Source organism: Franconibacter pulveris, from assembly GCF_056780215.1.
Map to the genome: position 1 here is coordinate 2,546,993 of NZ_CM165555.1, position 24,562 is coordinate 2,571,554.

General features: G+C 57.1%; 22 protein-coding genes and 1 pseudogene. 8 read left to right on the forward strand and 15 right to left on the reverse strand.

Annotated features, from left to right (window positions below; genetic code table 11):
• The first annotated feature begins 38 nt into the window (after positions 1 to 38).
• Positions 39 to 3,569: a pyruvate:ferredoxin (flavodoxin) oxidoreductase gene (gene nifJ / locus ACU4F7_RS12050; RefSeq protein ID WP_481637001.1), complete on the forward strand. Its 3,531-nt coding sequence runs from the start codon at positions 39 to 41 to the stop codon at positions 3,567 to 3,569.
• Between the two features lie 41 nt (positions 3,570 to 3,610).
• Here nifJ and dbpA read toward each other — a convergent pair whose 3' ends face one another.
• The 3 genes and pseudogenes from dbpA to cspE form a co-directional block, all read right to left on the reverse strand.
• Positions 3,611 to 4,990, reverse strand: coding sequence for an ATP-dependent RNA helicase DbpA (dbpA, locus tag ACU4F7_RS12055; protein ID WP_481637002.1), 1,380 nt, complete (start codon positions 4,988 to 4,990; stop codon positions 3,611 to 3,613).
• A gap of 270 nt (positions 4,991 to 5,260) precedes the next feature.
• Positions 5,261 to 5,437: pseudogene (ymcF, locus tag ACU4F7_RS12060) on the reverse strand (cold shock small protein YmcF); the annotation flags it as partial.
• The gene (cspE, locus tag ACU4F7_RS12065) at positions 5,388 to 5,600 is read right to left on the reverse strand and encodes a transcription antiterminator/RNA stability regulator CspE (protein ID WP_024557707.1); all 213 of its coding nucleotides are present in this window, start codon (positions 5,598 to 5,600) and stop codon (positions 5,388 to 5,390) included. The pseudogene ymcF and the gene cspE, both read right to left, overlap by 50 nt.
• A 518-nt stretch (positions 5,601 to 6,118) precedes the next feature.
• Between cspE and ttcA the strand changes: the two genes are divergently transcribed.
• Entirely contained in the window at positions 6,119 to 7,054 is a 936-nt protein-coding gene (gene ttcA, locus ACU4F7_RS12070; protein ID WP_481637003.1) for a tRNA 2-thiocytidine(32) synthetase TtcA, read from the forward strand.
• A 49-nt stretch (positions 7,055 to 7,103) separates the two neighbouring features.
• On the opposite strand, the gene ynaL is transcribed toward ttcA, so the two are convergent.
• From ynaL to ACU4F7_RS12090, 4 genes are all read right to left on the reverse strand, one after another.
• A complete protein-coding gene (ynaL, locus tag ACU4F7_RS12075; RefSeq protein ID WP_162531810.1) occupies positions 7,104 to 7,256 on the reverse strand; it encodes a proline-rich small protein YnaL in 153 nt (50 codons plus the stop codon).
• A 278-nt stretch (positions 7,257 to 7,534) separates the two neighbouring features.
• Entirely contained in the window at positions 7,535 to 8,518 is a 984-nt protein-coding gene (gene zntB / locus ACU4F7_RS12080; protein ID WP_481637004.1) for a zinc transporter ZntB, read from the reverse strand.
• A 343-nt stretch (positions 8,519 to 8,861) separates the two neighbouring features.
• Positions 8,862 to 9,035 (reverse strand): GhoT/OrtT family toxin, encoded by a 174-nt coding sequence (locus tag ACU4F7_RS12085; protein ID WP_481637005.1) that lies wholly within the window; start codon positions 9,033 to 9,035, stop codon positions 8,862 to 8,864.
• A gap of 295 nt (positions 9,036 to 9,330) precedes the next feature.
• The gene (locus ACU4F7_RS12090; RefSeq protein ID WP_024557710.1) at positions 9,331 to 9,516 is read right to left on the reverse strand and encodes a hypothetical protein; all 186 of its coding nucleotides are present in this window, start codon (positions 9,514 to 9,516) and stop codon (positions 9,331 to 9,333) included.
• Between the two features lie 236 nt (positions 9,517 to 9,752).
• Between ACU4F7_RS12090 and ACU4F7_RS12095 the strand changes: the two genes are divergently transcribed.
• Positions 9,753 to 9,971, forward strand: coding sequence for a KTSC domain-containing protein (locus ACU4F7_RS12095; protein WP_481637006.1), 219 nt, complete (start codon positions 9,753 to 9,755; stop codon positions 9,969 to 9,971).
• Positions 9,972 to 10,077: 106 nt separating this feature from the next.
• On the opposite strand, the gene ACU4F7_RS12100 is transcribed toward ACU4F7_RS12095, so the two are convergent.
• A complete protein-coding gene (locus ACU4F7_RS12100) occupies positions 10,078 to 10,821 on the reverse strand; it encodes an SDR family oxidoreductase (RefSeq protein ID WP_481637007.1) in 744 nt (247 codons plus the stop codon).
• A gap of 98 nt (positions 10,822 to 10,919) precedes the next feature.
• On the opposite strand from ACU4F7_RS12100, the gene ACU4F7_RS12105 reads away from it, so the two are divergent.
• Positions 10,920 to 11,855, forward strand: a complete 936-nt coding sequence (locus tag ACU4F7_RS12105; protein ID WP_481637008.1) for an AraC family transcriptional regulator — start codon at positions 10,920 to 10,922, stop codon at positions 11,853 to 11,855.
• Positions 11,856 to 12,074: 219 nt separating this feature from the next.
• Here the strand turns inward: ACU4F7_RS12105 and ACU4F7_RS12110 are convergent, their stop codons facing one another.
• A complete protein-coding gene (locus tag ACU4F7_RS12110) occupies positions 12,075 to 13,694 on the reverse strand; it encodes a peptide ABC transporter substrate-binding protein (protein ID WP_029591578.1) in 1,620 nt (539 codons plus the stop codon).
• Between the two features lie 200 nt (positions 13,695 to 13,894).
• Between ACU4F7_RS12110 and mpaA the strand changes: the two genes are divergently transcribed.
• On the forward strand, positions 13,895 to 14,608 hold the full coding sequence (gene mpaA / locus ACU4F7_RS12115) for a murein tripeptide amidase MpaA (protein WP_481637009.1): 714 nt from the start codon (positions 13,895 to 13,897) through the stop codon (positions 14,606 to 14,608).
• On the opposite strand, the gene ycjG is transcribed toward mpaA, so the two are convergent.
• Positions 14,599 to 15,564: an L-Ala-D/L-Glu epimerase gene (gene ycjG / locus ACU4F7_RS12120; protein ID WP_029591576.1), complete on the reverse strand. Its 966-nt coding sequence runs from the start codon at positions 15,562 to 15,564 to the stop codon at positions 14,599 to 14,601. The two genes, mpaA and ycjG, sit on opposite strands and share 10 nt — an antisense overlap.
• A 135-nt stretch (positions 15,565 to 15,699) precedes the next feature.
• Here ycjG and tpx point away from each other — a divergent pair, with 135 nt between their 5' ends.
• Entirely contained in the window at positions 15,700 to 16,206 is a 507-nt protein-coding gene (tpx, locus tag ACU4F7_RS12125) for a thiol peroxidase (protein ID WP_024561294.1), read from the forward strand.
• A gap of 64 nt (positions 16,207 to 16,270) precedes the next feature.
• On the opposite strand, the gene tyrR is transcribed toward tpx, so the two are convergent.
• The 4 genes from tyrR to ACU4F7_RS12145 form a co-directional block, all read right to left on the reverse strand.
• A complete protein-coding gene (gene tyrR, locus ACU4F7_RS12130; protein ID WP_029591575.1) occupies positions 16,271 to 17,833 on the reverse strand; it encodes a transcriptional regulator TyrR in 1,563 nt (520 codons plus the stop codon).
• 131 nt (positions 17,834 to 17,964) lie between these two features.
• The gene (locus ACU4F7_RS12135; protein ID WP_029591574.1) at positions 17,965 to 19,017 is read right to left on the reverse strand and encodes a YcjF family protein; all 1,053 of its coding nucleotides are present in this window, start codon (positions 19,015 to 19,017) and stop codon (positions 17,965 to 17,967) included.
• Complete coding sequence (locus ACU4F7_RS12140; protein WP_481638726.1) at positions 19,014 to 20,411, reverse strand: YcjX family GTP-binding protein; 1,398 nt, start codon at positions 20,409 to 20,411, stop codon at positions 19,014 to 19,016. Before ACU4F7_RS12140 ends, ACU4F7_RS12135 begins: the two co-directional genes overlap by 4 nt.
• A gap of 99 nt (positions 20,412 to 20,510) precedes the next feature.
• Positions 20,511 to 21,101: a CGNR zinc finger domain-containing protein gene (locus ACU4F7_RS12145; RefSeq protein WP_029591572.1), complete on the reverse strand. Its 591-nt coding sequence runs from the start codon at positions 21,099 to 21,101 to the stop codon at positions 20,511 to 20,513.
• Positions 21,102 to 21,375: 274 nt separating this feature from the next.
• On the opposite strand from ACU4F7_RS12145, the gene ACU4F7_RS12150 reads away from it, so the two are divergent.
• Entirely contained in the window at positions 21,376 to 22,257 is an 882-nt protein-coding gene (locus ACU4F7_RS12150; RefSeq protein WP_481637010.1) for an alpha/beta fold hydrolase, read from the forward strand.
• A 142-nt stretch (positions 22,258 to 22,399) separates the two neighbouring features.
• Complete coding sequence (locus tag ACU4F7_RS12155; RefSeq protein ID WP_481637011.1) at positions 22,400 to 23,419, forward strand: LacI family DNA-binding transcriptional regulator; 1,020 nt, start codon at positions 22,400 to 22,402, stop codon at positions 23,417 to 23,419.
• A gap of 54 nt (positions 23,420 to 23,473) precedes the next feature.
• Here ACU4F7_RS12155 and ACU4F7_RS12160 read toward each other — a convergent pair whose 3' ends face one another.
• On the reverse strand, positions 23,474 to 24,556 hold the full coding sequence (locus ACU4F7_RS12160) for an ABC transporter ATP-binding protein (RefSeq protein ID WP_481637012.1): 1,083 nt from the start codon (positions 24,554 to 24,556) through the stop codon (positions 23,474 to 23,476).
• Between the last annotated feature and the right edge of the window lie 6 nt (positions 24,557 to 24,562).

Sequence of the window (24,562 nt, forward strand, 5' to 3'; positions counted from 1 at the left end):
CACGCATCCCTCAATTTTGCGCACTCTAAGGGTCACTTATGATCACAATCGACGGCAATGGCGCGGTTGCTTCGGTGGCGTTTCGCACCAGTGAAGTCATCGCCATTTACCCCATCACCCCCAGTTCAACCATGGCGGAGCAGGCGGACGCCTGGGCGGGCAATGGCCTGAAAAACGTTTGGGGCGATACGCCGCGTGTGGTGGAGATGCAATCCGAGGCCGGGGCCATCGCCACGGTGCACGGCGCGCTGCAAACCGGCGCCCTCTCCACCTCGTTTACCTCTTCCCAGGGGTTGCTGCTGATGATCCCGACGCTCTATAAGCTTGCGGGCCAGCTTACCCCTTTCGTGCTGCACGTGGCGGCGCGCACGGTCGCGACCCATGCGTTGTCTATTTTCGGCGACCATTCCGATGTGATGGCGGTACGCCAGACCGGCTGCGCGATGCTCTGCGCGAGCAGCGTGCAGGAAGCGCAGGACTTTGCGCTGATTTCCCATGTCGCCACCCTGAAAAGCCGCGTGCCGTTTATCCATTTCTTCGATGGCTTTCGCACTTCGCATGAAATCAACAAAATCGTGCCGCTGGCGGACGACACCATCCGCAGCCTGATGCCGCAGGCGGAGATCGACGCCCACCGCGCCCGCGCGCTGAACCCGGAGCATCCGGTGATTCGCGGCACCTCCGCCAACCCCGACACTTACTTCCAGTCCCGCGAAGCGACCAACCCGTGGTACAACGCCGTTTACGATCATGTCGACACGGCGATGAACGACTTTGCGCAGGCCACGGGTCGTCACTATCGCCCGTTTGATTATTACGGCCATCCGCAGGCGGAACGCGTTATCGTTGTAATGGGCTCCGCTATCGGCACCTGCGAAGAGGTGGTGGACGAACTGCTGACGCAGGGCGAAAAAGTGGGCGTGCTGAAAGTGCGCCTTTACCGCCCTTTCAGCGCGAAGCATTTACTGGCGGCGTTGCCGGAAAGCGCGAAGCGCATTGCGGTGCTCGATCGCACCAAAGAGCCTGGCGCGCAGGCGGAGCCGCTTTACCTTGATGTGATGACGGCGCTTGCCGAAGCGTTCAATGCGGGCGAGCGCGAAACCCTGCCGCGCGTTATTGGCGGACGTTACGGGCTTTCCTCGAAAGAGTTCGGCCCGGAGTGCGCGCTGGCAGTGTTTACCGAGCTGAAGGCGCAGCAGCCGAAAGCGCGCTTTACGGTGGGGATTTACGATGACGTCACTCATCTTTCTTTACCGTTGCCGGAAAACACGCTGCCTTCTCACGCAAGGCTGGAGGCGCTGTTTTACGGGCTTGGCAGCGACGGCAGCGTTTCCGCCACCAAAAACAACATTAAGATCATCGGTAACGCCACGCCATTTTACGCGCAGGGCTATTTTGTCTACGACTCGAAAAAAGCGGGCGGCCTGACGGTTTCCCACCTGCGGGTCAGCGAGCGGCCAATCAACTCCGCCTATCTGGTGAGCCAGGCGGATTTTGTCGGCTGCCACCAGCTACAGTTTATCGATAAATACCAGATGGCCGAACGGCTGAAACCCGGCGGCATTTTCCTTATCAATACGCCTTATGCGCCGGATGAAGTGTGGCGCCGGCTCCCGCAAGAGGTGCAGGCAGTACTGAACCATAAGCACGCGAAAGTGTACGTGGTTAACGCGGCGAAAATCGCCCGCGAGTGCGGCCTTGGCGCGCGCATTAACACCGTTATGCAGATGGCGTTTTTCCACCTCACGCAGATCCTGCCGGGCGACGCCGCGCTGCAGGCGCTGCAGGCCGCAATTGCCAAAAGCTACAGCAGCAAAGGCCAGGAGCTGGTGGAGCGCAACTGGCAGGCGCTGGCGCTGGCCCGCGAATCGCTGTTTGAGGTCAGCCGTGAAGCGGTGAACCCGCAAAGCCCGCTGCGTCCGCCGGTTGTTTCCGACGCCGCGCCCGATTTTGTCAAAACCGTTACCGCCGCCATGCTGGCGGGCCTTGGCGACGCGTTGCCGGTCTCGGCGCTGCCGCCAGACGGCACCTGGCCGCTCGGCACCACCCGCTGGGAAAAACGCAATATCGCGGAAGCGATTCCCATCTGGAAACCTGAACTTTGCACCCAGTGCAACCACTGCGTCGCCGCCTGCCCGCATTCGGCGATACGCGCTAAAGTGGTTTCCCCTGAAGCGATGGCTGACGCCCCGGCCTCGCTGAATTCGCTGGATGTGAAATCCCGCGATATGCGCGGCCAGAAATATGTATTGCAGGTTGCGCCTGAAGATTGCACCGGCTGCAACCTCTGCGTGGAAGTGTGTCCGGCGAAAGATCGTGAAAACCCGGAGGTTAAGGCCATCAACATGATGTCTCGCCTTGAGCATGTGGAAGAAGAGAAAGTGAATTACGACTTTTTCCTCAGCCTGCCGGAGATCGACCGCACAACGCTTGAGCGCATCGATATTCGTACCTCGCAGCTTATTACGCCGCTGTTTGAATACTCCGGCGCCTGTTCCGGCTGCGGCGAAACGCCCTATATTAAGCTGCTGACTCAGCTGTACGGCGACCGCTTGCTGATTGCCAACGCCACCGGCTGCTCCTCGATTTACGGCGGCAACCTGCCCTCCACGCCTTACACCACCGATGCCAACGGCCGCGGCCCGGCATGGGCGAATTCGCTCTTTGAAGATAACGCGGAGTTTGGGCTTGGCTTTCGCCTGACGGTAGACCAGCACAAAGCGCGGGTGATGCGCCTGCTGGATAAGTTTGCCGACAGGCTTACTCCCGAGCTGAACGCGCAACTGCGCGCAGAGGCGACGCCGCCAGTGCGCCGGGAACAGGTAGCCGCGCTGCGCCAGCAGCTGGCGAATGTCGATGACGTCGATGCGCAACAGCTTCTGACCGATGCCGATGCGCTGGTGGAAAAATCAATCTGGCTTATCGGCGGCGATGGCTGGGCGTACGATATCGGTTTTGGCGGTCTTGACCATGTCCTGAGCCTGACTGAAAACGTCAATATCCTCGTACTCGATACCCAGTGTTACTCCAATACCGGCGGCCAGGCGTCGAAAGCGACGCCGCTCGGCGCCGTCACTAAATTTGGCGAGCATGGCAAGCGTAAAGCCCGTAAGGATCTGGGCGTCAGCATGATGATGTACGGCCACGTTTATGTGGCGCAAATCTCGCTTGGCGCACAGCTTAACCAGACGGTGAAAGCGATACAGGAAGCGGAGGCGTACCCTGGCCCTTCGCTTATCATCGCTTACAGCCCCTGCGAAGAGCACGGCTACGATCTTGCGCTGAGCCATGACCAGATGCGCCAGCTCACCGCGACCGGCTTCTGGCCGCTCTACCGCTTCGACCCGCGCCGCGCTGAGGAGGGCAAGCTGCCGCTGGCGCTCGATTCGCGTCCGCCTTCCGATGCGCTGGCGGAAACGCTGCTTGCCGAGCAACGCTTCCGCCGCCTGAACGCCCAGCAGCCCGAGGTGGCGGAACAGCTGTGGAAGGATGCCGCCGCCGACCTGCAAAAGCGCTACGACTTCCTGGCGCAGATGGCGGGCAAGGCGGAAAAAGCCGGTACCGAGTAAGCAAAAAGGCCGCGAAAGCGGCCTTTTTTATAGGAAAGGTATCAACTCAGGAAGCGTACGCGGCAGCTTTTGCCCTTGATTTTGCCTTGCTGCAGTTGCTTGTACGCTTTTCGCGCCAGCGCCTGACGCACCGCCACATAAACGTGTATCGGATAAACGTCTATTTTGCCGATATCCGCCGCGCTTAAGCCCACGTCACCCGTCAGCGCGCCGAGCACGTCGCCCGGACGCATTTTGGCTTTTTTGCCGCCATCGATGCACAGCGTCGCCATTTCCGCTTCCAGCGGCTTCACGATGCGGCGCGCGGGCGGCGTTTGCCACTCGATATCAAGCTTGAGCATATCCGCCAGCGCGTTGGCCCGCGAAATCTCTTCCGGGGCACAGAAGCTGACCGCCAGCCCCTGCTCGCCCGCCCGCGCGGTGCGGCCGATGCGATGAACGTGCACCTGCGGCTCCCAGGCAATTTCAAAGTTGATAACCATTTCCAGCGCCTTGATATCCAGGCCGCGGGCCGCCACGTCAGTCGCCACCAGCACGCGGCTGCTGCCGTTGGCAAAGCGCACCAGCGTCTGGTCGCGGTCGCGCTGCTCCATATCGCCATGCAGTGCCAGCGCGCTCTGCTGGCTGGCGTTGAGCGCGTCGCACACCTCCTGGCAGGCTTTACGGGTATTGCAGAAAACCACGCAGGAAGCGGGCTGACGTTCGCTGAGCAGCGTTTGCAGCAGGGAGATTTTCTCGCGCGCCGTCACTTCGAAGAAACGTTGCTCAACGTCGGGCAAGGCCTCGACGCTGTCGATATCAATCGTTACCGGGTTGCGCTGTACCCTTTCGCTCACCGCGGCGATAGCCGCAGGCCAGGTGGCGGAAAAGAGCAGCGTCTGGCGCTGTTGCGGACTAAAGCGGATAACCTCATCAATATCATCGCTAAAGCCCATATCGAGCATGCGGTCCGCCTCATCCAGCACCAGCGTCTGGAGTTCGTCCAGCTTAACGGTGCCTTTTGACAGATGCTCCAGCAGTCGGCCAGGCGTGGCGACAATAATGTGCGGCGCATGGGCGAGCGAATCGCGCTGAATATTGAACGGCTGGCCGCCGCAAAGCGTCAGCACTTTTACGTTCGGCAGATGGCGCGCCAGACGGCGCAGCGCATTCGCCACCTGATCCGCCAGCTCGCGCGTCGGGCACAGGATCAGCGACTGGGTGGAAAAACGCGAGGCGTCCATACGCGCCAGCACGCCCAGGCCGAAAGCGGCGGTTTTACCGCTACCCGTTTTCGCCTGCGCCCGCACGTCGCTGCCCGCAAGAATCGCCGGCAGCGAGGCCGCCTGAACCGGCGTCATGGTATGGTAGCCCAGCGCCTCAAGGTTGCTAAGCTGCTCGGGGGGAAGTGCGTTAAGGGATGAAAACGAAGCCTGGGTCATAAATCTCTGCTCATAAGAAAGCGTAAAGCGCGTATCCTCGCATAAAGCGTCGCGCTTTGCGCGTTGAATCGTCTCTGGACTCAAACGTGAAAGGGTCTTTTATAAACGCAAAAAACCCGCGCAGGGCGGGTTTTATTACAGGTGGCTGTTTACTTATTTTGCGGAAATAACGTGGAGTTTATTTCCCGGCAAATAAATTTACAGCGCAGCGCGATAACCGTTTTGCATTATTGCAGTACGCTTATATTCCGTGGGCTGCATGCTCACCTGCATATTCGATTTGCAAAAAATACATTTGGCGCCGTACGGATTCTTTTCCGATACGTCAAAATGCGACGTCCGGTACTGCGATCCCTGGCAGCATGGACATTTAAAATGCATAAGCTGAGTGGCGTCCTTAGAGAGCGACCACGTTCGCTGCTGCCGGGCCTTTCTGGCCTTGCTCAACAGAGAACTCAACTTTCTGACCTTCTTCCAGCGTGCGGTATGCGTCGCTCTGAATTGCAGAAAAATGCACGAAAACGTCTTTGCTGCCGTCAACCGGAGAAATAAAGCCAAAGCCTTTCTCGGAGTTGAACCATTTAACGATACCAGTCATTTTAGTAGACATAATTTTACCTTTTTGATTGTAGCCTTCCGGCGAATGAGGTCTGAGACAGAATTTAATCAGAGCTTAAGTGGAGACTCAAAGAGGAGAGGTATCGAAGGATAACGCCTGAGAGAGAACTGCTTTACTAACTGCTTATGATCGGGTCTGTATATCAAACCGAGGACGCTATTAACGCACGCCCTTCTTTTTTACGCAAGCATTATATTTAAATTGTTTTGTGGCGCTTCGCTTTATGCTTTTCTTCGCCGCAACCACCGCCGCCAGGCAAAAAACCAAGCGCTGACTTTGATTTCCCGGTCAACAAGCCGTTGCTTAAGCAGCAAAACGCGCTGGCATTCGTCGCCGTAATCCGTACCATACACGCCACACTGAGCGCAGCAGCAGGACGCCGCGAAAACCCGCCGGCGTTTACCTTATAAAGGTGAAGCCCACTGGCCTGAACCTGCGCTTAACGCCATACTCGCACGCTGGGCCCTATTGTTATCCTGGCGTCACCTGTCAACGTGGACAACGAATAAATGTCAGAGAATCAAGAAATTAGCAAAAAAGAGCAGTATAACCTCAACAAGCTTCAGAAGCGTCTGCGCCGCAACGTAGGCGAAGCCATCGCCGATTTCAACATGATTGAAGAAGGCGACCGCATTATGGTTTGCCTCTCTGGCGGCAAAGACAGCTATACCATGCTGGAGATCCTGCGCAATCTGCAACAGAGCGCGCCGGTGAATTTTAGTCTGGTCGCGGTGAACCTTGACCAGAAACAGCCAGGCTTCCCGGAGCATATTCTGCCGCAATACCTTGATTCTCTTGGCGTGGAATACAAAATTGTCGAAGAGAACACTTACGGCATCGTGAAAGAGAAGATCCCGGAAGGGAAAACCACCTGTTCACTCTGTTCCCGCCTGCGCCGCGGTATTCTCTACCGTACCGCGACCGAGCTTGGCGCGACGAAAATCGCGCTGGGCCACCACCGCGACGATATTCTGCAGACGCTGTTTTTGAATATGTTCTACGGCGGCAAGATGAAAGGCATGCCGCCGAAACTGATGAGCGATGACGGCAAACATATCGTTATTCGTCCCCTCGCCTACTGCCGCGAGAAAGACATTGAGCGGTTCTCCACGGCGAAAGGCTTCCCGATTATTCCGTGCAACCTCTGCGGGTCGCAGCCGAATCTGCAGCGCCAGGTCATTGCCGATATGCTGCGCGACTGGGATAAGCGCTATCCGGGCCGCATCGAAACCATGTTCAGCGCGATGCAGAACGTGGTGCCTTCACACCTGTGCGATACAGCGCTTTTCGACTTCAAAGGCCTTCAGCACGGCGCGGAAGTGGTGGCTGGCGGCGATCTCGCCTTCGACCGTGAAGCGATCCCGATGCAGCCAGCCGGCTGGCAGCCGGAAGAAGAGGACAACGATCCGCTTGCCCTGCGTCTCGACGTGGTCGAAATCAAATAATCTCTTCTCTTTCGTGCCCCGCGTTCTGCGGGGCACGTTTCTCAAAGCCTTAGCGCATATAGGGCGGCGGATCGACAATCGGTTTCGGGTCTGGCTCAAGCGGCGGGTCAGGAATGGGCTGCGGTTTAGGGATAGGATCGGGTACGGGCACCGGATCGGTGGGTACAGGGTCGCTCATGCGTCGCGGAAAATCATCGTTCATGCTTGCCTCCTGAAAGTGGCAGATGCCGTCCCTTTAAGCGTAGTGGCTCAGGATAAAGAGGCAAAAAAAAGCCGACTTATTCAGTCGGCGTCGTACGAATCAATTGTGCTATGCAGTAATTCAAAAAAGGAAGTAAGACAATATGGAGCGCAACGCCCATCGCTTGACGTTGCATTCACCTGCGAGAGAGATAATGCCCCGAAACGAGAGCGCATGTTTTGATATGGCTCAAGTTAAACTGCCTTTTCATGTTTATATTTTGTTAAAATAGTTAATATTTACAGCCATTTACTACGATGTAACCACCACGTAACGCCGCCTATCAATACCACCAACAGCATACAGAACAGGCTAAAGCCGAAATGCCATTCGCCGCCGGGAATGCCGCCGAGGTTAACGCCAAACAGACCGGTTAAAAAGGTGCTGGGCAGAAACACCATCGCCATCAGCGACATGGTATAGCTGCGGCGCGCCAGCGACTCCTGCATCAGCTGGGATATTTCATCAGACATCACGGCCGTACGGGCGATACAGGCGTCGATTTCATCAAGCCCCCTGCCAAGTCGGTCCGAGATATCCTGCATACGGCGACGATGGTCGTCGCTCATCCAGTTAAAACGCTCGCTGGCGAGGCGGGAATAGACGTCGCGTTGCGGCGTCATGTAGCGTCTCATCACGATGAGCTGCTTGCGCAACAACGCAAGATGACCGCGCGGCGGCACTTGCTGGTCGAGCAAATTATCTTCGAGATCGATAATCTTATCGTGCAGCTCTTCAATAAACTCGCTGGCGTGATCGGTCAGCGCATCGCAAATATCTACAAGCCAGCTGCCGCCGTCCGTCGGGCCGGAGCCCTCATTCAGGTCATTTACCACGTCATCCAGCGCCAGGACTTTGCGCTGGCGCGTTGAGACAATCAGCCGTTCGTCCATGTACAGGCGCATCGCCACAAGCTGGTCGGGGCGTTCATCGGTGCTGCCGTTGATGCAGCGCAGGGTGATAAGCGTTCCCTCGCCCATGCGCGTGACTCGCGGTCGCAAGCTCTCCCCTGCCAGCGCATCGCGCACGGCGTTCGGCAGCAAGGGCGTCGTGGCGAGCCACTGGGCGCTTTCCGGGTTGGTATAGTTAAGGTGCAACCAGCAGGGATGGTTTTTATCAATTATTTCATCATCGTCGAGCGGCCTTACGCCGCCCTTGCCGTCCAGCATCCAGGCGAAAACCGCATCCGGCACATTCACATCCGATCCTTTAATTGCGTCCACCTTGCCTCCTTACGCAATAACAATTCACTCAGTCTAGCCACCTTGCGTCGCGAAGCAACCCGCTTCGTCTGATACTGTTTAACATCATGTCAATACGCTGTTCGGCGCTTTCTTTTTGCTTATGATTATTAAATCAGGCCTCGGGAGAAATAAGTTAACTCACTCTTCTGGTTTTACGCTTCGCTTATTCAGGCGAGAAAAAGAAAGAGGGAAAATACCGTTTCGAATAGCATTACCCTACCGCAGCAGAATTACGCAGCGGCATGAGAACGGGGACGAGATTAAGGATGAACTGACAGGCAAAAAAGGAAGTCAGCGGCAGGCAACCGCAAAGGTCGCCCGGTCAGAATAACGCTACCAGCAGCGCGACAGGAAAACTCATCGGCCAGGTCGCTCCTACCAGCGCCGCGCTCAGCAGCTTGATGCGCATCCGGTCTTTAGCGATGAAAAACGTGATGACCGCAGCGATCATCGCCACTACGGCGTAAAAGATAAGCATATGTTGATAGAGTGTCATGGAGTTGCAAAAGGTAAGCATTTGTGGCGCTGAACTATGCGACTTTTTATGACGCAGATCAACTTTTTTATCGACCTTTCCCCACGCCCCGCCTGCATTCGTCAATTTTCAGACCATCCGTATGGTACAAATCCTAAAAGGTTCGGCTACGCTTGCCAGAAGCGCAATTGTGATCAGACTTTGCTGAGTGTGACCTTATCCCAACACCAGGGGATCGCGGCTTCACGGAGGAAGCCATTTCCCTGGCGACATGAAAAAGCCGCCCGCAGGCGGCTGATTATTCAGCGTTTAAGCCTCATAACGGGCGCGTATCATCGATATCTTCATCATCATCAAGCGGGTCGATATCATCCGCGCCATCCTCTGGCGAGTCGATATAGTCATCATCCTCATCCAGCGGATCGTCTAATGGCTCGTCATCATCCAGCGGTACGGATTCGTCATCCGGTAAAGGCTCATCATAATCAGGACGGTCTGTCATACACACCCCCAAAAAAACCTGTATCAGGAGCACTGAGTATAGCCAGGGCGCGTTATTTTACCGGGACGTTGTCCAATTTATTTTTTGCAAATCCTCTCTCGTTACGCTGGAACTTTTTTTATTTTAAACGCTTCTTTTTAGCTTATTTCATCCCCATATCACTATCCTGCCAGATGAATTTCTGACACCTCTTTCTGCATTTATACTGTTTACATTACCCCTCTGGAGATAATACCTTGCTACGAGAGAATGTGGTCTCCTCGAGCCTTGATTCCGTGGGCTATGACATGGATAACCGGGTGCTGGAAATCGCCTTTCGCAACGGCACCGTTTATCACTACCTTAATGTGCCGCAGCAAACCTGGGCGCAACTGATGCGCGCGCCATCAAAAGGGCGCTATTTCGATCGCGCCATCAGGGAGCGATACCCCTTCCGGCGCGTCGAAGGCGGGTAAAAAAACGACGCCAGGCGGCCTGTCGTTAGCGCTATACCTCGCGGCAGGATAAGCCTGCGCTGCGTAGCGGTTTATACAGCAGGCAGGCCGTTTCAACGCTCTCAACTTATGCAAGCAGGCCAGCCATTTCCAGCGCATCCTCTCCTGCCGGCAGGCGCATCGGCGTATCAGGCTCGTTTGCCATCTGCCAGATTGCTTTTGCGACATCTGCGGGATGCGTCACCCTTTCGTTTTCCTCCATACCGTTAAACACACGCTGGCTCAGCGCCCTGTAATCCTCAGGAATATTGCCCATGATGCGTTGGGCATTTTCACCAAAGCGGGTCGCTGGCGCGCGTCCCGGAAGGATAAGCCCCACGCGGATATTGAACGGCCTGACTTCCATCGCCAGAGATTCGGTGAAAGCGTTCACCGCCGCCTTGCTGGCGGAGTAAACCGCAAGCAGGGGCAGCGGCTTGAGGGTGACAGCGGAAGTCACATTGATAACCACACCTGCGCGTCGCTCTCTGAACTGCGGGAGTACGGCGCGGGTCATCGCAATTGTCCCAAGCGTATTGGTTTCAAACACTTCCCTCACGGCATCTGCCGAAACCCCCTCCAGCGCATTTAACATGCCGACGCCCGCATTGTTTACCAGTACGTCAATATGCCCGGCCTCAGCGATAGCCCGATCGATGCTCTCCTGTTTTGTCACGTCCAGGCGCAGCAGACGTAAACGATCGCCCGAGGGGAGAAGGTTTTCTCTGGGTTCGCGCATGGTGGCGATAACGTTCCAGCCTTGCGCTAAAAAATAATGTGCTGTTTCCAGACCAAACCCTGATGAACAGCCAGTAATCATAACCGTTTTCATGTGTACTCCAGTCAGTGATGTGCCTGTACGAATAATAGACGCCTGCCGCTGGACGATATATATTCAGGAATCCCTGTTTCTTTAGCGAGAGTCCGGAAATGACCGACCCGTTAGCGGAAGTGATCGCCATGCTTAAGCTCAGGGCGTCGCTCTCCAAAACCATTACTGGTGCAGATGCCTGGAGGGTGCGGCGTTCAGAGCAGGGGCAGCCGTTTTACTGCGCCGTTCTTGAGGGGGCCTGTCGGCTTGAGTTAGAAAATCATGACCCGCTCACGCTGAATGCCGGTGATTTTGTTTTGATACCGGCGGCTTACCATTTCGCGCTGACCAGCATTGTCCCTCCTGCTGCCGATGCTGAAGACACGCTCCCGGTAAAAGTGGCAGACGGGCATTTCAGGCTTGGGGATCTGCACGCGCCAGCGCAAATGCTGGCGTTGATAGGACACTGTGTGTCTGATTCATCGGATGCCGGTCTGCTGGTTTCGCTTCTGCCAGAGTTTGTTTTAGCGCGCGATGAAAAGCGTCTGGCGCTGCTCGTCGCCCTGCTCAGAGATGAGGCGCAGGCGCAGCGTTCCGGTAAAGATTTCATTCTTGCCCGAATTATTGAATTGCTTTTTATTGAGGCTATCCGCTCAACAGAAACCCTTGCCACGCCTGGCCTGATGCGCGGTCTGGCTGATACCCGCATCGCGCAGGCTATACGGCTCATACACCAGCAGCCGGCCCGCCGGTGGACGGTAAAGGAACTGGCGAGCGGCTGCGCCTTATCGCGCTCAACCTTGTTTGAGCGTTTTACGGCAATGACGGGCATCACGCCGATGGGATATCTCCAGTCGTGGCGAATGACGCTTGCCATGCAGTGGCTTTGCCGGTCTGACGTCAGTATCTCTGCAGTGGCGGAACGCATCGGTTATAGCTCCGCCAGCGCGTTCAGCGTGGCGTTTACCCGCCATGTCGGCCTTCCGCCAGGAAAATATGTTCAACAACGCAGCGGGAAACTCACAGATGTTGGCAGCTCAGAGCCTACCGTTTGATTTTGCGTTTTCTGGCTTCCGGCGCAGGAGAACTTTTCATACAAAATCATTGAGGCGCGAATGGGTAACAAAGCGCATATCACTGCGAACATAACCGCGTCATAAATACGCGAGGGGCGTCATCGCCCCTCGTGCTCCCCGCTATCTTCTTTGCCAGGGGTTAAATCAAACCTGTGCCAGGCGCTTTCACCAGGAACGGTTCATCTCGAGCGCTGCCGCTTAATGCTTAATAAGGTACATCGTACGGCTGTAGGCGACATCTTCCGGGTTATTGATGGGATAACCTTTTACCCAGGGCTTAATCAGGCGTCCGTTGGTGTATTGATAAATGGGCGCAATCGGAGCCTGGCTGGCGATAATATTTTCCGCCTCGTTATAGTCTGCATTACGCGCCTTTGCGTCGCTCTCAAGGCTCGCCTGCTCAAGCACCTTGTCGTAAGCCGGATCCTTAAAGCGGGCGATGTTGCCACTGTGCGTTGAGGTCAGGAGCGAAAGAAAGGTGGACGGTTCATTATAGTCCCCTACCCACGAGGCGCGAATCACGTCAAAGTTACCGGTATTGCGGCTGTCGATATACGTTTTCCACTCCTGGTTTTGCAGCTTCACATCAACGCCCAGATTCTTCTTCCACATCGACGCCACAGCGATAGCTATTTTCTGATGGTTTTCAGAGGTGTTGTAGAGCAGCGTCAGCTTAAGCGGACGCCCCGGGCCGTACCCCGCCGCCTGCAACAGCGTTTTCGCCTGCAGGTTTAACTCCTGCTGGCTGGTCTCTTCCATCATGCCAGCCGCGGGCGTAAAGCCTGCCGTCACGTCCGGCGTAAATCGCCAGGCGGGTTTTTCGCCGGTGCCCAGCACTTTTTCAGCAATCAGTCGGCGATCGATACTCATGCTCAGCGCCAGACGAACGCGCCTGTCCGCCGTTGGGCCTTTTTGCGTATTGAAGGCGTAATAATAGGTGCCCAGCTGCGGCGGCGTATAAACCTGGCCCGGGATCTGCTTTAAGAGTTTCTGGTAGAGGTTTTTCGGGAAAGACTCAGTAATGTCGATATCGCCCGCAAGGTAGCGTTTGGTGGCGGCGGATTCCTGGTTTATTGGCAAGAAAGTGACCTTTTTCAACACCGTGTTACCGTTGTCCCAGTAGTTTTTATTAGGAACGACCACCAGTTTTTCGTTCACTACCCGTTCACTCAGCACAAAGGCGCCGTTACCGACCAGGCTGCCGGGACGAGTCCAGTCAGCGCCCTGCTTTTCGATAACAGAGCCCGGCACCGGGTAAAGCGCGACGTTGGCGGTAAGATTCGGGAAATAAGGCACCGGCTTATCCAGCTGCACCTTCAGCGTACGCGCATCCACCGCGCTGACGCCGAGCTTATCCGCAGGCATTTTGCCGTCGATTATCGCCTGCGCGTTGGTGATGCCGCCAAGCGCCGCAAGCCAGGCGAAAGAAGAGGTCGTTTTAGGGTCAACCAGACGCCGCCAGCTGTAGACGAAATCCTGCGCCGTGACCGGCGTGCCATCGGACCAGCGCGCGTTATCTCTTAAGGTGAAGGTCCAGATTCGGTTGTCGATGCTCTGCCACTTTGTCGCCACGCCGGGCGAGAGTTCGCCTTTTTCATTCTGGTTGACCAGGCCTTCAAAAAGATCGCGAAGCACCTGAATTTCCGGCAGACCGACGACCTTTGCCGGGTCCAGCGTCGCGGGTTCATCTTTGATATGGCGCACCAGTTCCTGGCGCTGCGCCAGATTCACGCCAGGCGGCACTTGTGCAGCCCATGCCACAGATAGCGTACTGGCCACCCAGAGCGCGCCTGCGGAAAGATAAACAGGAAACTTCATGCGATCCCCTCTCGTTAGTTAGCGCAACCCGTCATTGGGTTTCGTGTTGGCGAATTATTTGGGTTATCGGCAGCAATTGCAAACCGCGCGTGCGCTTTTTGCACGTTCGCTGGAAGCGAAACCGGATAGAGGAGCAAGTTGAATTATCAGCAGTTTTGCACAACACTGCCAGAAACCCCGCCACCAGATTAAGGTACTCCATGACCGCTATACGTCCTCGCCCGCAGCGCGGGCCACTGCCGCCTGGCGCGGAACGCTACGGCGCATCCGCGCTCGGCGCTCCGCTGCTCTGGTTTCCCGCCACGCAGCCCAGCGCGCAGAGCGGGCTTATTATTGCCGGCACGCATGGCGATGAAAACGCGGCGATGGTGACGCTCTCCTGCGCGCTTCGCACGCTGGAATCAAGCCACCGTCTGCATTCGGTGGTGCTGGCGGTGAACCCGGACGGTTGCCAGCTTGGCCTGCGCGCTAACGCGCGCGGGGTGGATCTCAACCGTAACTTCCCCGCTGCCAACTGGAAGCCGGGCGAGACGGTTTATCGCTGGAACAGCGCCGCCGACGCGCGCGACGTCACGCTCTCCACCGGCGAGCAACCCGCCTCCGAGCCGGAAACCGCCGCGCTTTGTCAGCTTATTCATCAGATCAAACCCGCGTGGATAGTCTCCTTTCACGATCCGCTGGGCTGCATTGAAGACCCGGCGCGCAGCCCGCTTGGCGAATGGCTTGCCAGCGCCTTCGCCCTGCCGCTGGTAGGCAGCGTCGGGTACGAAACGCCAGGCTCGTTCGGCAGCTGGTGCGCCGACATGGATCTGCCCTGCATTACAGCGGAGTTTCCGGCTATCTCCGCTGACGAAGCCACCGAGCGCTATCTGGCGCCTATGACAGCGCTGCTGCACTGGCAACCTCAAAGATGAAGCGTGCCGGTCGTGAAGTTAAGGGATGGCTCGACATCCACCGCAAGCCAGGTGGGACCGTCGAGGTCGGCGAAGCGCACCAGCGGCGCCAGCGGCAATGCGGCGCTGATGGCCCGGGAAGTGCAAAGCATGCAGCCCAGCATGAGACCGAACCCCTGCGCTTTCGCCTGCTGCGCCAGCGCCAGCGCTTCCGTCAGACCGCCGGTTTTATCAAGCTTAATGTTGACCATCTCGTAACGCCCGGCGAGTCCCGGCAGGCTTTCTCGCGTGTGACAGCTTTCATCGGCGCAAATGGGCAGGGGATGAATAAAGGTTTCCAGCCCCTTATCGTCATTCGCCGGCAAAGGTTGCTCAAGCATGGCTACGCCGAGATCCGCCAGCAACTGGCAGCGGGCCGCCAGCCCCTCGCTGCGCCAGGATTCGTTGGCATCGACGATTAACAGCGCCTGCGGCGCCGCTTCGCGAATGGCGACGATACGTTCGGTAAGCAGATGATCGTCGAGTTTCACTTTCAGCAGCCGCGCCCCTTTCTCCCACAGCGCCGCCGCGCTCGCCGCCATCTGATCCGGCGTACCGATAGAAACGGTCTGGGCGGTGGTGATAGTCTGCGGCATCGCGATGTGCAGCAGCGAAGACAGGTTCTGACCGCTGCGCCGCGCTTCAAGATCCCACAGCGCGCTGTCTATCGCATTGCGGGCCGCCCCTGCGGGCAGAAGCGTTTGCAGCCCAGCGCGGTCGAGCCCCGCCTCCAGCTGCGGCCCTACCGCCATAATCTGCGCCATGACGGAATCCACGCTCTCGCCGTAACGCGGGTAAGGGGTGCATTCCCCTGCGGCTTTAATGCCCTCTTCCACCAATTCCACCACTACGACGGTCGCCTCATTACGGCTGCCCCGGGCAATGACAAAGGGGGAGTGCAGGGGCCAGGCTTCCTGATAGACTTTTACGCTTCTCATTATTTTCCTCGCATCGGGCTTTGCCTCAGTATAGCGAGGAGAAAGTTGCCCTGCCGTTCAGTTTTTTATATTCAAGGCGGTAATGATGACTTAAACTAGCGGCGACGTTAACTATATGTAAACAGGAAGATAATCATGTCACAAGTCGTCTATTTTCAGGGCAACCCGGTTTCCGTAGCAGGTCAGATCCCGCAGGCAGGCAGCAAGGCTCAGCCGTTTAGCCTGGTCGCCAAAGATCTGTCTGATGTCGCGTTGAGCCAGTTTGCCGGTAAGCGCAAAGTACTGAACATTTTCCCGAGCATTGATACCGGCGTCTGCGCGGCCTCTGTACGCAAGTTCAACCAGCTGGCGACCGATATGGAGAATACCGTGGTGCTGTGCATCTCCGCCGACCTGCCGTTCGCCCAGTCTCGCTTCTGCGGCGCGGAAGGCCTGAGCAACGTTATCACCCTCTCCACCCTGCGTAACCCGGAGTTCCAGCAGGCTTACGGCGTGGGCATCAGCGAAGGCGCGCTCAAAGGCCTGACCGCGCGTGCCGTGCTGGTTATCAACGAAAACGACGAAGTGGTCTTCAGCGAGCTGGTAAATGAAATCACCCACGAGCCGAACTACGACGCGGCGCTGGATGCGCTGAAGGCGTAATCGCCACATAAAAAAACCCCTCGCAGAGGGGTTTAATCAGAAAAACCTCCTGCGGGAGGTTTTTTTATTCTTCGCCTTTGCGCTGGCTCAGGCCGTATTCGCGCAGCTTGTTAGCGATTGCCGTATGCGAAACGCCAAGGCGGCGGGCCAGTTTCCGGGTGCTGGGATAGGTGCGATAAAGCTGGACCAGCACCGACCGTTCGAAGCGGCGGGTAATATCGTCAAGCGAGCCTTCCATCGCCTCTTCGCCCACCGGCAGCGCGGCGGCGTCAAAATCGGGCAGCAAAATATCCTGCGGTCGCAGTTCATACCCTTCAAGCTGGGCAAGCCCGCGATAGACGGCGTTTTTCAACTGGCGAACGTTGCCCGGCCAGCCGTAGCGCGTCAGCACCGTACTTAGATCGTGCGCCAGTTTTGGACGCGCAATTCCCTGCTCGTCGGCAAAGCGGGCAACGAACATTTCCGTCAGCGGCATGATGTCCTGCGGACGATCGCGCAGCGGCGGCAGATTGAGAGTCAGGACGTTCAACCGGTAATAAAGATCTTCGCGGAACGCCCCTTTCTGCACCAGCTCCACCAGGTTTTTTTGCGTGGCGCAAATGACGCGCACGTCCACATGCACCTCGTGCTCTTCGCCCACCCGGCGAAATGTGCCGTCGTTAAGAAAACGCAACAGCTTCGCCTGCATGCGCGGGGACATCTCGCCTATCTCATCCAGCAGCACCGAGCCGCCGTTAGCCTGCTCAAAAAAGCCTTTTTTCCCTTCCACGGCGTTAGCGTAAGCGCCCGGCGCATGGCCAAACAGCTCGCTTTCCACCACATCTTCCGGGATTGAAGCGCAGTTAAGCGCGAGGTAAGGTTTGCCCGCGCGCGGGCTCGCCTGATGGCAGGCGTGCGCCAGCAAGTCTTTACCGGTCCCCGTGTCGCCCACTATCAGCAGCGGCGCGTTGAGCATCGCCATTTTGCGCGCCTGCTCCACCACCTGACGCATTTTCGGGCTGACGGCGATGATATGGCTGAACGCGTTGAGATCCTGGCTTGAAATGTTCTGCAACTGGCGCCCCATGCGCACCGTCGAGCGCAGCATCACCACCGCGCCCGTCAGTACGCTACCGCCGCCGTCGTCATCCAGATGCACCGGGGTGATTTCCATCAGGAAGTTTTGGCCGTTAATAACGACATGCTCGGTGTGCGACCCCTCAGGGTTGCTGTCCAGCCAGCGCTGGAAGTTAAAGCCGTTAATCAACGCGGCGGCGTTATGGTTGCGAAGCCGTTCTTCATTCTGGTTAAAGAGCGCGCAGCTCGCCGGATTGGCAAGCTCCAGCTTGCTTTTCATATCCAGTGAAAAGACCGGTTCCGGCAGCGCTTCCAGCAGCGCGCTTAACGAGCGGTGCTCGCGCTCGGAAGGCATCCAGGGGACTTTTCTGACGTCCGTTACGCCGGGAATGCGACGGATTTCCGTCATCAGGTCGCTGAAGGCGGAAAACTCCAGCTCGGCGAAATTCAGGTAGATCCGCCCGACAGGGTCAATTTCAATCCCGCGTAAATCGATATTGCGCAGCACCAGAAGATCCAGCAGCTCGCGGGTCAGACCAAGGCGGTCTTCACAAAATACTTCCAGACGCATCAGTGCACCTACACGTATAAAGGCAACGAATAACTGAATGATACTTCAGAAGAAGGATGTGCGGAACATTCTGTCAACAAATATTTACAGAGTAACGGAAAAACGGGCGCTGGGCTGTAAACGGGGCGGCGTTACGCGCCGCCCTTGCCTTTTTGCATCGTCTCTTTGAGCTGCGTCAGAAGCTGACGGCGAAAATCGCCCAGGCGGGGTTTGTCATCGTCAAGCCAGGGCAGCGGGCGGCAAAGCTCCATCGTTTTGATGCCAAGCCGGGCGGTCAAAAGCCCCGCGCCAATGCCCTGCGCCGCTCTGGCGGAAAGCCGGGCGGCGAGATCCTGCGAAAGCCAGTCCATACCAACCTCGCGCGCCAGTTCGCTCGCGCCGGCGAAGGCGATATTCAGCAGCACCAGGCGAAACAGCCGGATGCGGCTAAAGTAGCCCAGTTCGATGCCGTAAATGGCGGCGAGGCGGTTGATAAGCCGCAGGTTGCGCCAGGCGATAAACGCCATGTCCACCAGCGCCAGCGGGCTGACTGCAATCATCAGCGTCGATTCCGCCGCCGAGCGGCTGATTTCCCGACGCGCCTGGCTGTCCAGCACCGGCTGCACCAGATGGGCATACAGCGTGACCACTTCGCGATCGCTATGGGTTTCGTGAAGCGTCGCATACCAGCGCTGCATCGCCGGGTGTCCCTGATCCAACCCCGCCTGCGCGGCAAGCTTCTCGCAGAAGGCGCGCCCTTTGCCCATACTCTGGCTATGCAGCAGTTCCCGCGCTTCGTCGCGCTCGTCAGCGCGCTGGCGCAATCGCCACAGCCTGCGCCACTCGGTGGCTAGCGAACCGACGCCCGCCGCCACGATAAGTCCGCCTGCGGCACAGCCGCCAAGCGCTATCCAGTCCTGGGTTTGCCAGGCGTTCATCGTCCACTGTACGCCCTGCGCCACGACGCTTGCGCCGAAGAGCGCAAGTCCGGCGGTCACCATCCGCCGCCAGATGCTGCGCCGGGGCCGCAATGCGGCTTCCACCACCGCCTCTGCCTGCCCCTCTTCCAGCACTTCGCCGGTCGCCGCCGGGATAAATTTCTCCGCTTCCGGTTCGTTAAACGCCCGGGCGGCTTTCAGCTGTTCGCGCTTCTCGGCTTCCAGCGGCTGCGCAAAATCAATGCGCGGTTTAATCGGGTCGCTCATCGCAGTTTGTCTCCTGTTAAAAACTCCAGCGCGGCGTCGAGCCGGATGTGCGGCAGCGGCTGGTCCACATCCATCGCCTGCGGGCGAAAATTCTCAAACTGGAAGCCCTGGCTTTCCCAGAATGCGCTGCCAGGCAGGCGCGGCGGCACCTCTCCGGGATAAAAGGTAAGCGGCGCGCCGTCGCTCAAGCGGTGGCCGCGCAGCGCCGGGATCTTCTCACCGTGATGATCGACCAGCCCGCTTTGCGTCGCCTGCACGGAGGCAAGCCCCATGCAGTCCATGCTGATGCCCTCGAACGCGGCGTTTTGCCAGGCATCCTGCACCAGCTGTTGCAGTAGCGACACCAGGTTAGCGTGCTGGTCTACCGTAACGTGATCCGCCTTGGTGGCGGCGAACAGCAGCTTATCAATCACGGGCGAAAAGAGGCGGCGAAACAGGGTGCGCTGGCCGTAGTGAAAACTCTGCATCAGTTGCGTTAGCGCAAGGCGCATGTCGTTGAAGGCCTGCGGCCCGCTGTTAAGCGGCTGCAAACAATCCACCAGCACAATCTGGCGATCGAAGCGTAAAAAATGGTTTTTATAGAACCCCTTCACCACTTTCTCACAGTAATAGTTGAAGCGCTCGCGCAGCATCCCGATGTTGGTCGATTTATCCGCCTGCGCCAGCTTTGACTCTCCCACGGCGTCCACGTCGGGCCAGGGAAAAAACTGCAGCGCTGGCGCGCCCGCCATGTCGCCTGGCAGCACGAAGCGCCCCGGCTGAATGAAGTGCAGCCCTTCGCGCTTGCAGGCCAGCAAATAGTCCGTCCACGCCTGTGAAATTTCCGCCAGCCGGTTTTCATCCGCCTGCGCCAGCGGGTCCAGCCCTTCGCACAGCGTGCGCCAGCGGCGAGACCAGAGTTCACGGTCGCCTTTAAGCAGCCCGGTCATTTGCCGCGACCAGCTGAGGTAATCCTGCGCCAGCATTGGCAAATCGAGCAGCCACTCGCCGGGATAGTCGACAATTTCCAGATAAAGCGTCGAGGTTTCTTTGAAATGGCGCAGCAGAGATTCCCGCGAGCGAAAGCGCAGCGCCAGACGCATTTCACTGACGCCGCGGGTAGGTGTCGGCCAGGCGGGCGGCTCGCCGTAAAGCTGCGCCAGGCCTTCGTCATAGGCAAAACGCGGCACGCCGAGATCCCGTTGCGGCACGCGCTTTACGCCGAGCAGGCGCTCTTCGCGCACGGCGCTGAAGAGCGGCAGCCTGGCTCCGCTGTTGACTGACAAGAGTTGATTCACCAGCGAGGTGATAAAAGCGGTTTTACCGCTACGGCTAAGGCCGGTGACGGCCAGCCGCAAATGGCGATCCACGCCGCGGTTAACCAGAGACTGCATTTCGTTTCTGAATCGCTGCATCATTGTTATGGCGTCCGCAAATACTCAGGAATGGCTGTAATATTAACAGCTAAGGCCGTTATAAACCCGCTTCAGCGCCGCTGCGCACAGCGTTCCGCCCTAGCCTCGCTTTTGCTGCCTGAACCTGGCCACCTTCGCCCGGTTGCCGCAGAGCGCCATGCTGCACCAGCGGCGGCGGTGGGATTTCGTTCTGTCATAAAACCACAGGCAGCACTCAGGATGCTCACATTCCCGAACCAGCTCGAAATGGGGCTCAGCCAGCAGCGACGCCGCCAGCTCCGCGACAGGCGCGAGTAATTGCGCAGGCGTCTGGCTGGCATAGATCCGCTCAATGCGCAGCGCGCCATCCTCTCCCGTCACCAGTTGCTGATGACTATTGGCTGAAGCCAGATAGCGATTAAGCGGCGCCGGATCGACCGTCTCACCCGCCTTTTTCCGCGCCACCAGCGTTCTGATTGTTTCGCGCAGCTCGCGCGCCTCATGCAAAAGCGCACCGGGTTCGAAAGGGGGTTTATCCGGCAGCGCGACCAGCCCGGATTGCGCCAGCCAGGCTTTGACATCGTCGTCACGCTGCCAGAAGTCATGCCGTTGCCCCTCCGCCAGCGCTACCGTATTAAGAAAATCCAGCGCGCCGTGATCCGCCAGAAAGAGCGGTCCGTTAGCGAACGGCGCGGGAAAAAGAGCATTCACGGCCAACCTCCTGCGAAATAGATAAAGGGCAATTGTAACCCCAAAAAACTGGTTTAGCAGTTACAAGATATTCCGCAGGCGTTTTACCCGCCAGACATCGTTCAGTATCAAACAATTAGCACGCTGAAAAAGTAAGGCCGCAGGTTGGTTTATTGCCGGATAAGGCCAGGCCCCTCTTTGAAACCCTTAAAAATTCATTTGACTGGTTACAAAGGTTCGTCATACTGAAATTGAGTAACCACTAAACTGATTTTTAACAGTTACAGAAGAGGCCATGACGATGAACCACCATTACCCGGTACGTTATCAATTCACTGAAGCAGACGGCATTCGCGTGTTCTATCGAGAAGCCGGTGCGCCTTCTAACCCAACGCTGTTGTTGCTCCACGGTTTCGCCAGTTCATCGCATCAGTTTCGTGAGCTGATCCCGCTGCTGGCTGACAAATTTCATCTGGTCGCCCCCGATCTTCCTGGCTTCGGGTTTACGGAAGTGCCGACAGAGCGGAATTATCGCTACACCTTTGACGCCTTCGGCGAGACGCTTACCGCATTCGTGGACGCGCTGGGGCTGAAACGTTATGCCCTTTATGTGTTTGATTACGGCGCGCCTGCCGGGTTGCGCCTGGCGCTGACTTACCCGGAGCGGGTAACCGGTCTGGTTTCACAAAACGGCAACGCTTACCTTGAAGGGCTGGGAGACGCCTGGGCGCCGATTCGCGCTTATTGGGATACGCCGTCGGCGGAGAATCGCCAGCTTGTGCATGACGCCGTGCTGAATCTGGAAGGGATCCGCTGGCAATATCTGCATGGCGTGAAGAACCCGGAACGCGTGGCGCCGGAAACCTGGCAGCTGGACGCCCTGCTGCTTGAGCGCCCAGGGAATAAAGAGATTCAGCTCGATCTGTTTCTGGATTATGCCAACAACCTTAAACGCTATCCTGATTTCCAGGCTTTTTTCCGCCAGCGCCAGCTTCCTTCCCTGATAATCTGGGGCGAGCACGATCCCTTTTTCATTCCCCCGGGCGCGCACGCGTATCAACGCGATAACCCAAACGCCGTGGTGGAACTGCTGGATACCGGTCATTTCGCACTGGAAACGCACGTCGGGCAGATAGCCAGCCGCATTCGCGAAGTGATTGGCGGCGAACAACGGTAAACCTCAAAATAGCCGCTCCCGCGTAGCGGCTATTGCCTCATGTCTCGCGTTGCCTGCCGGCAGTCCGCTTTGCGAATGGACATCTTTTATACGCTTACGTAAGATGTTCCCGTTTTGACGAAGTGACGGAGCACGGTCGACAATGTCCCCCACTATTTATGATATTGCCCGCGTGGCGAAGGTCTCTAAATCCACCGTCTCCCGCGTGCTGAATAATCAAACCAATATTTCTCCACAGGCGCGAGAGCGCGTTTTAAAAGCGATAGAAGAATTAAACTATCAGCCAAATATTATGGCCCGCGCCCTTTCATCGGCAGGCTTCGATGCCATTCTGGTTATCACTACGCGCTCAACCAAAACAACAGCGGGTAATCCTTTTTTCTCAGAAGTGCTTCACGCCATAACCGCCCGGGCGGAGAAGGAAGGTTTCGACGTTATTTTACAAACATCGAAAGACCCCCATGAAGCGCTGAATAAATGTTTGCTTAAGATCCGCCAGAAGATGATCAAAGGCATTATTATGTTGAGCTCGCCCATGGACGACACCTTTTACAGCGAGCTGGAGAAATGCGCCGTTCCTGTGGTGGTAATTGGTAAAGTCGCGGGCGAGTATCGCAATATTTATTCTGTCGATACCGATAATTTCGGCGACAGCCTGAAGCTTACCGAAGCGCTCATTGCTCGGGGCCATCGACGGCTCGCCTGCCTTCACGCGCCGCTCGACCACCACGTCGGCGTTGATCGGCTGGCGGGCTTTAAGGCCGCGCTGGAAAAGCACAATCTGGATTGCGACCCCCGGCTTATGATTGATGGCGGCTATACCCAGCAGAGCGCGCTGGCGGCGGCTGAAACGCTGCTTTCGCTTCCCTCGCCGCCCGACGCGATTTTTGTCGCCGACAGCCTGAAAATGGTCGGCGTCTATCGCGCGGCAGCGATGAAAAATATCGTCATCGCGCAGCAGCTTTCCGTTATTGGTTACGGCAATGAGATGCTTTCCCTTACGTTAACGCCTGAACCGGGCGGCATTAACGTGCCGACGCAGTCGTTAGGGGAAAAAAGCAGCGAAGTGCTGTTTGATATTATTGCCGGACGAAAAGCGCAGCCCGAAGTGATTATTCCCACCTGCATAACGCTTACCGGATCGGTCAGAGGTGAGAATTAACTTATTTGTCTGTTGAAGTGCGCTAAAAAAGGCCGGGTATATCCCGGCCCGGTTTTAGCTAATCACGCATTCTGTTTCAACATCGAAGAAGTGGCTTTTTTGCATATCAAACCACAGCGGAATCGTCTCCCCCGCCTGATAATCTTTTTCTGCGCTGGCGCGCACCACCAGTTCATGACCGCCGACGGTGCAATAAAGCATAAACTCCGCCCCGGTTAATTCCGCCACGCTGATATGCGCTGAGATAGGCTGCCCATTGCCGGGCTGCGTCAGAATATCTTCCGGACGAATGCCAAGCATCACGGCTTTTCGCTGATAGCCGCGATCGTTGAGCGTTTTCAGTAAATGCGGCGGCACCTGCAGCTTAAGCGTTTCGGTGACAAAGCCATCGCCGTCAATCGCGCCGCGGATAAAGTTCATGGCTGGCGAGCCAATAAACCCCGCCACAAACATATTTGCCGGATGATTATAAACTTCTTTCGGCGCCCCAACCTGCTGCACGATGCCCTCTTTCATAATGACGATGCGTGTCGCCATGGTCATCGCTTCGGTCTGGTCATGGGTGACATAAATCATGGTGGTATTGAGCTTCTGGTGCAGCTTGCTGATCTCCGCGCGCATCTGAACGCGGAGCTTGGCGTCGAGGTTTGAGAGCGGTTCATCCATTAAAAAAACGCCCGCCTCACGCACAATCGCCCGTCCGAGCGCCACGCGTTGGCGCTGGCCGCCGGAAAGCGCGCCGGGTTTGCGCTTGAGATACTCTTTCAACCCAAGAACCTGCGCCGCCCACATGACTCGCCCGTCAATTTCTTGCGGGTCGATCTTTTGCATTTTCAGGCCGAACGCCATGTTGTCGTAAACCGTCATATGCGGGTACAGCGCGTAGTTCTGAAACACCATGGCGATGTTGCGCGCCTTGGCGGGCACATCGTTCATTCTCACACCGTCAATAAGCAAGTCGCCGCCGCTAATCTCTTCCAGCCCGGCTATCATGCGAAGCGTGGTGGACTTGCCGCAGCCAGAAGGGCCGACAAAGACAATGAACTCTTTATCGGCAATCTCCAGGTTGAAATCTTTTACTACATGAACCTGGTTGTCATAAATTTTTTGGATATGTTGTAAGGAGAGCTGAGCCATAGTTAT

Bases quoted from the DNA above. Each gene is read 5' to 3' on its own strand.
- ACU4F7_RS12160 (WP_481637012.1), bottom strand. From the start codon at position 24,556: ATGGCTCAGCTCTCCTTACAACATATCCAAAAAATTTATGACAACCAG.
- ynaL (WP_162531810.1), bottom strand. From the start codon at position 7,256: ATGAACGATGATTTTCCGCGACGCATGAGCGACCCTGTACCCACCGAT.
- ACU4F7_RS12140 (WP_481638726.1), bottom strand. From the start codon at position 20,411: ATGCAGCGATTCAGAAACGAAATGCAGTCTCTGGTTAACCGCGGCGTG.
- nifJ (WP_481637001.1), top strand. From the start codon at position 39: ATGATCACAATCGACGGCAATGGCGCGGTTGCTTCGGTGGCGTTTCGC.
- ACU4F7_RS12105 (WP_481637008.1), top strand. From the start codon at position 10,920: ATGACCGACCCGTTAGCGGAAGTGATCGCCATGCTTAAGCTCAGGGCG.
- cspE (WP_024557707.1), bottom strand. From the start codon at position 5,600: ATGTCTACTAAAATGACTGGTATCGTTAAATGGTTCAACTCCGAGAAA.
- ACU4F7_RS12155 (WP_481637011.1), top strand. From the start codon at position 22,400: ATGTCCCCCACTATTTATGATATTGCCCGCGTGGCGAAGGTCTCTAAA.
- ACU4F7_RS12110 (WP_029591578.1), bottom strand. From the start codon at position 13,694: ATGAAGTTTCCTGTTTATCTTTCCGCAGGCGCGCTCTGGGTGGCCAGT.
- dbpA (WP_481637002.1), bottom strand. From the start codon at position 4,990: ATGACCCAGGCTTCGTTTTCATCCCTTAACGCACTTCCCCCCGAGCAG.
- tyrR (WP_029591575.1), bottom strand. From the start codon at position 17,833: ATGCGTCTGGAAGTATTTTGTGAAGACCGCCTTGGTCTGACCCGCGAG.
- tpx (WP_024561294.1), top strand. From the start codon at position 15,700: ATGTCACAAGTCGTCTATTTTCAGGGCAACCCGGTTTCCGTAGCAGGT.
- ACU4F7_RS12100 (WP_481637007.1), bottom strand. From the start codon at position 10,821: ATGAAAACGGTTATGATTACTGGCTGTTCATCAGGGTTTGGTCTGGAA.
- ttcA (WP_481637003.1), top strand. From the start codon at position 6,119: ATGTCAGAGAATCAAGAAATTAGCAAAAAAGAGCAGTATAACCTCAAC.
- mpaA (WP_481637009.1), top strand. From the start codon at position 13,895: ATGACCGCTATACGTCCTCGCCCGCAGCGCGGGCCACTGCCGCCTGGC.
- ACU4F7_RS12085 (WP_481637005.1), bottom strand. From the start codon at position 9,035: ATGACACTCTATCAACATATGCTTATCTTTTACGCCGTAGTGGCGATG.
- ACU4F7_RS12090 (WP_024557710.1), bottom strand. From the start codon at position 9,516: ATGACAGACCGTCCTGATTATGATGAGCCTTTACCGGATGACGAATCC.
- ycjG (WP_029591576.1), bottom strand. From the start codon at position 15,564: ATGAGAAGCGTAAAAGTCTATCAGGAAGCCTGGCCCCTGCACTCCCCC.
- ACU4F7_RS12135 (WP_029591574.1), bottom strand. From the start codon at position 19,017: ATGAGCGACCCGATTAAACCGCGCATTGATTTTGCGCAGCCGCTGGAA.
- ACU4F7_RS12150 (WP_481637010.1), top strand. From the start codon at position 21,376: ATGACGATGAACCACCATTACCCGGTACGTTATCAATTCACTGAAGCA.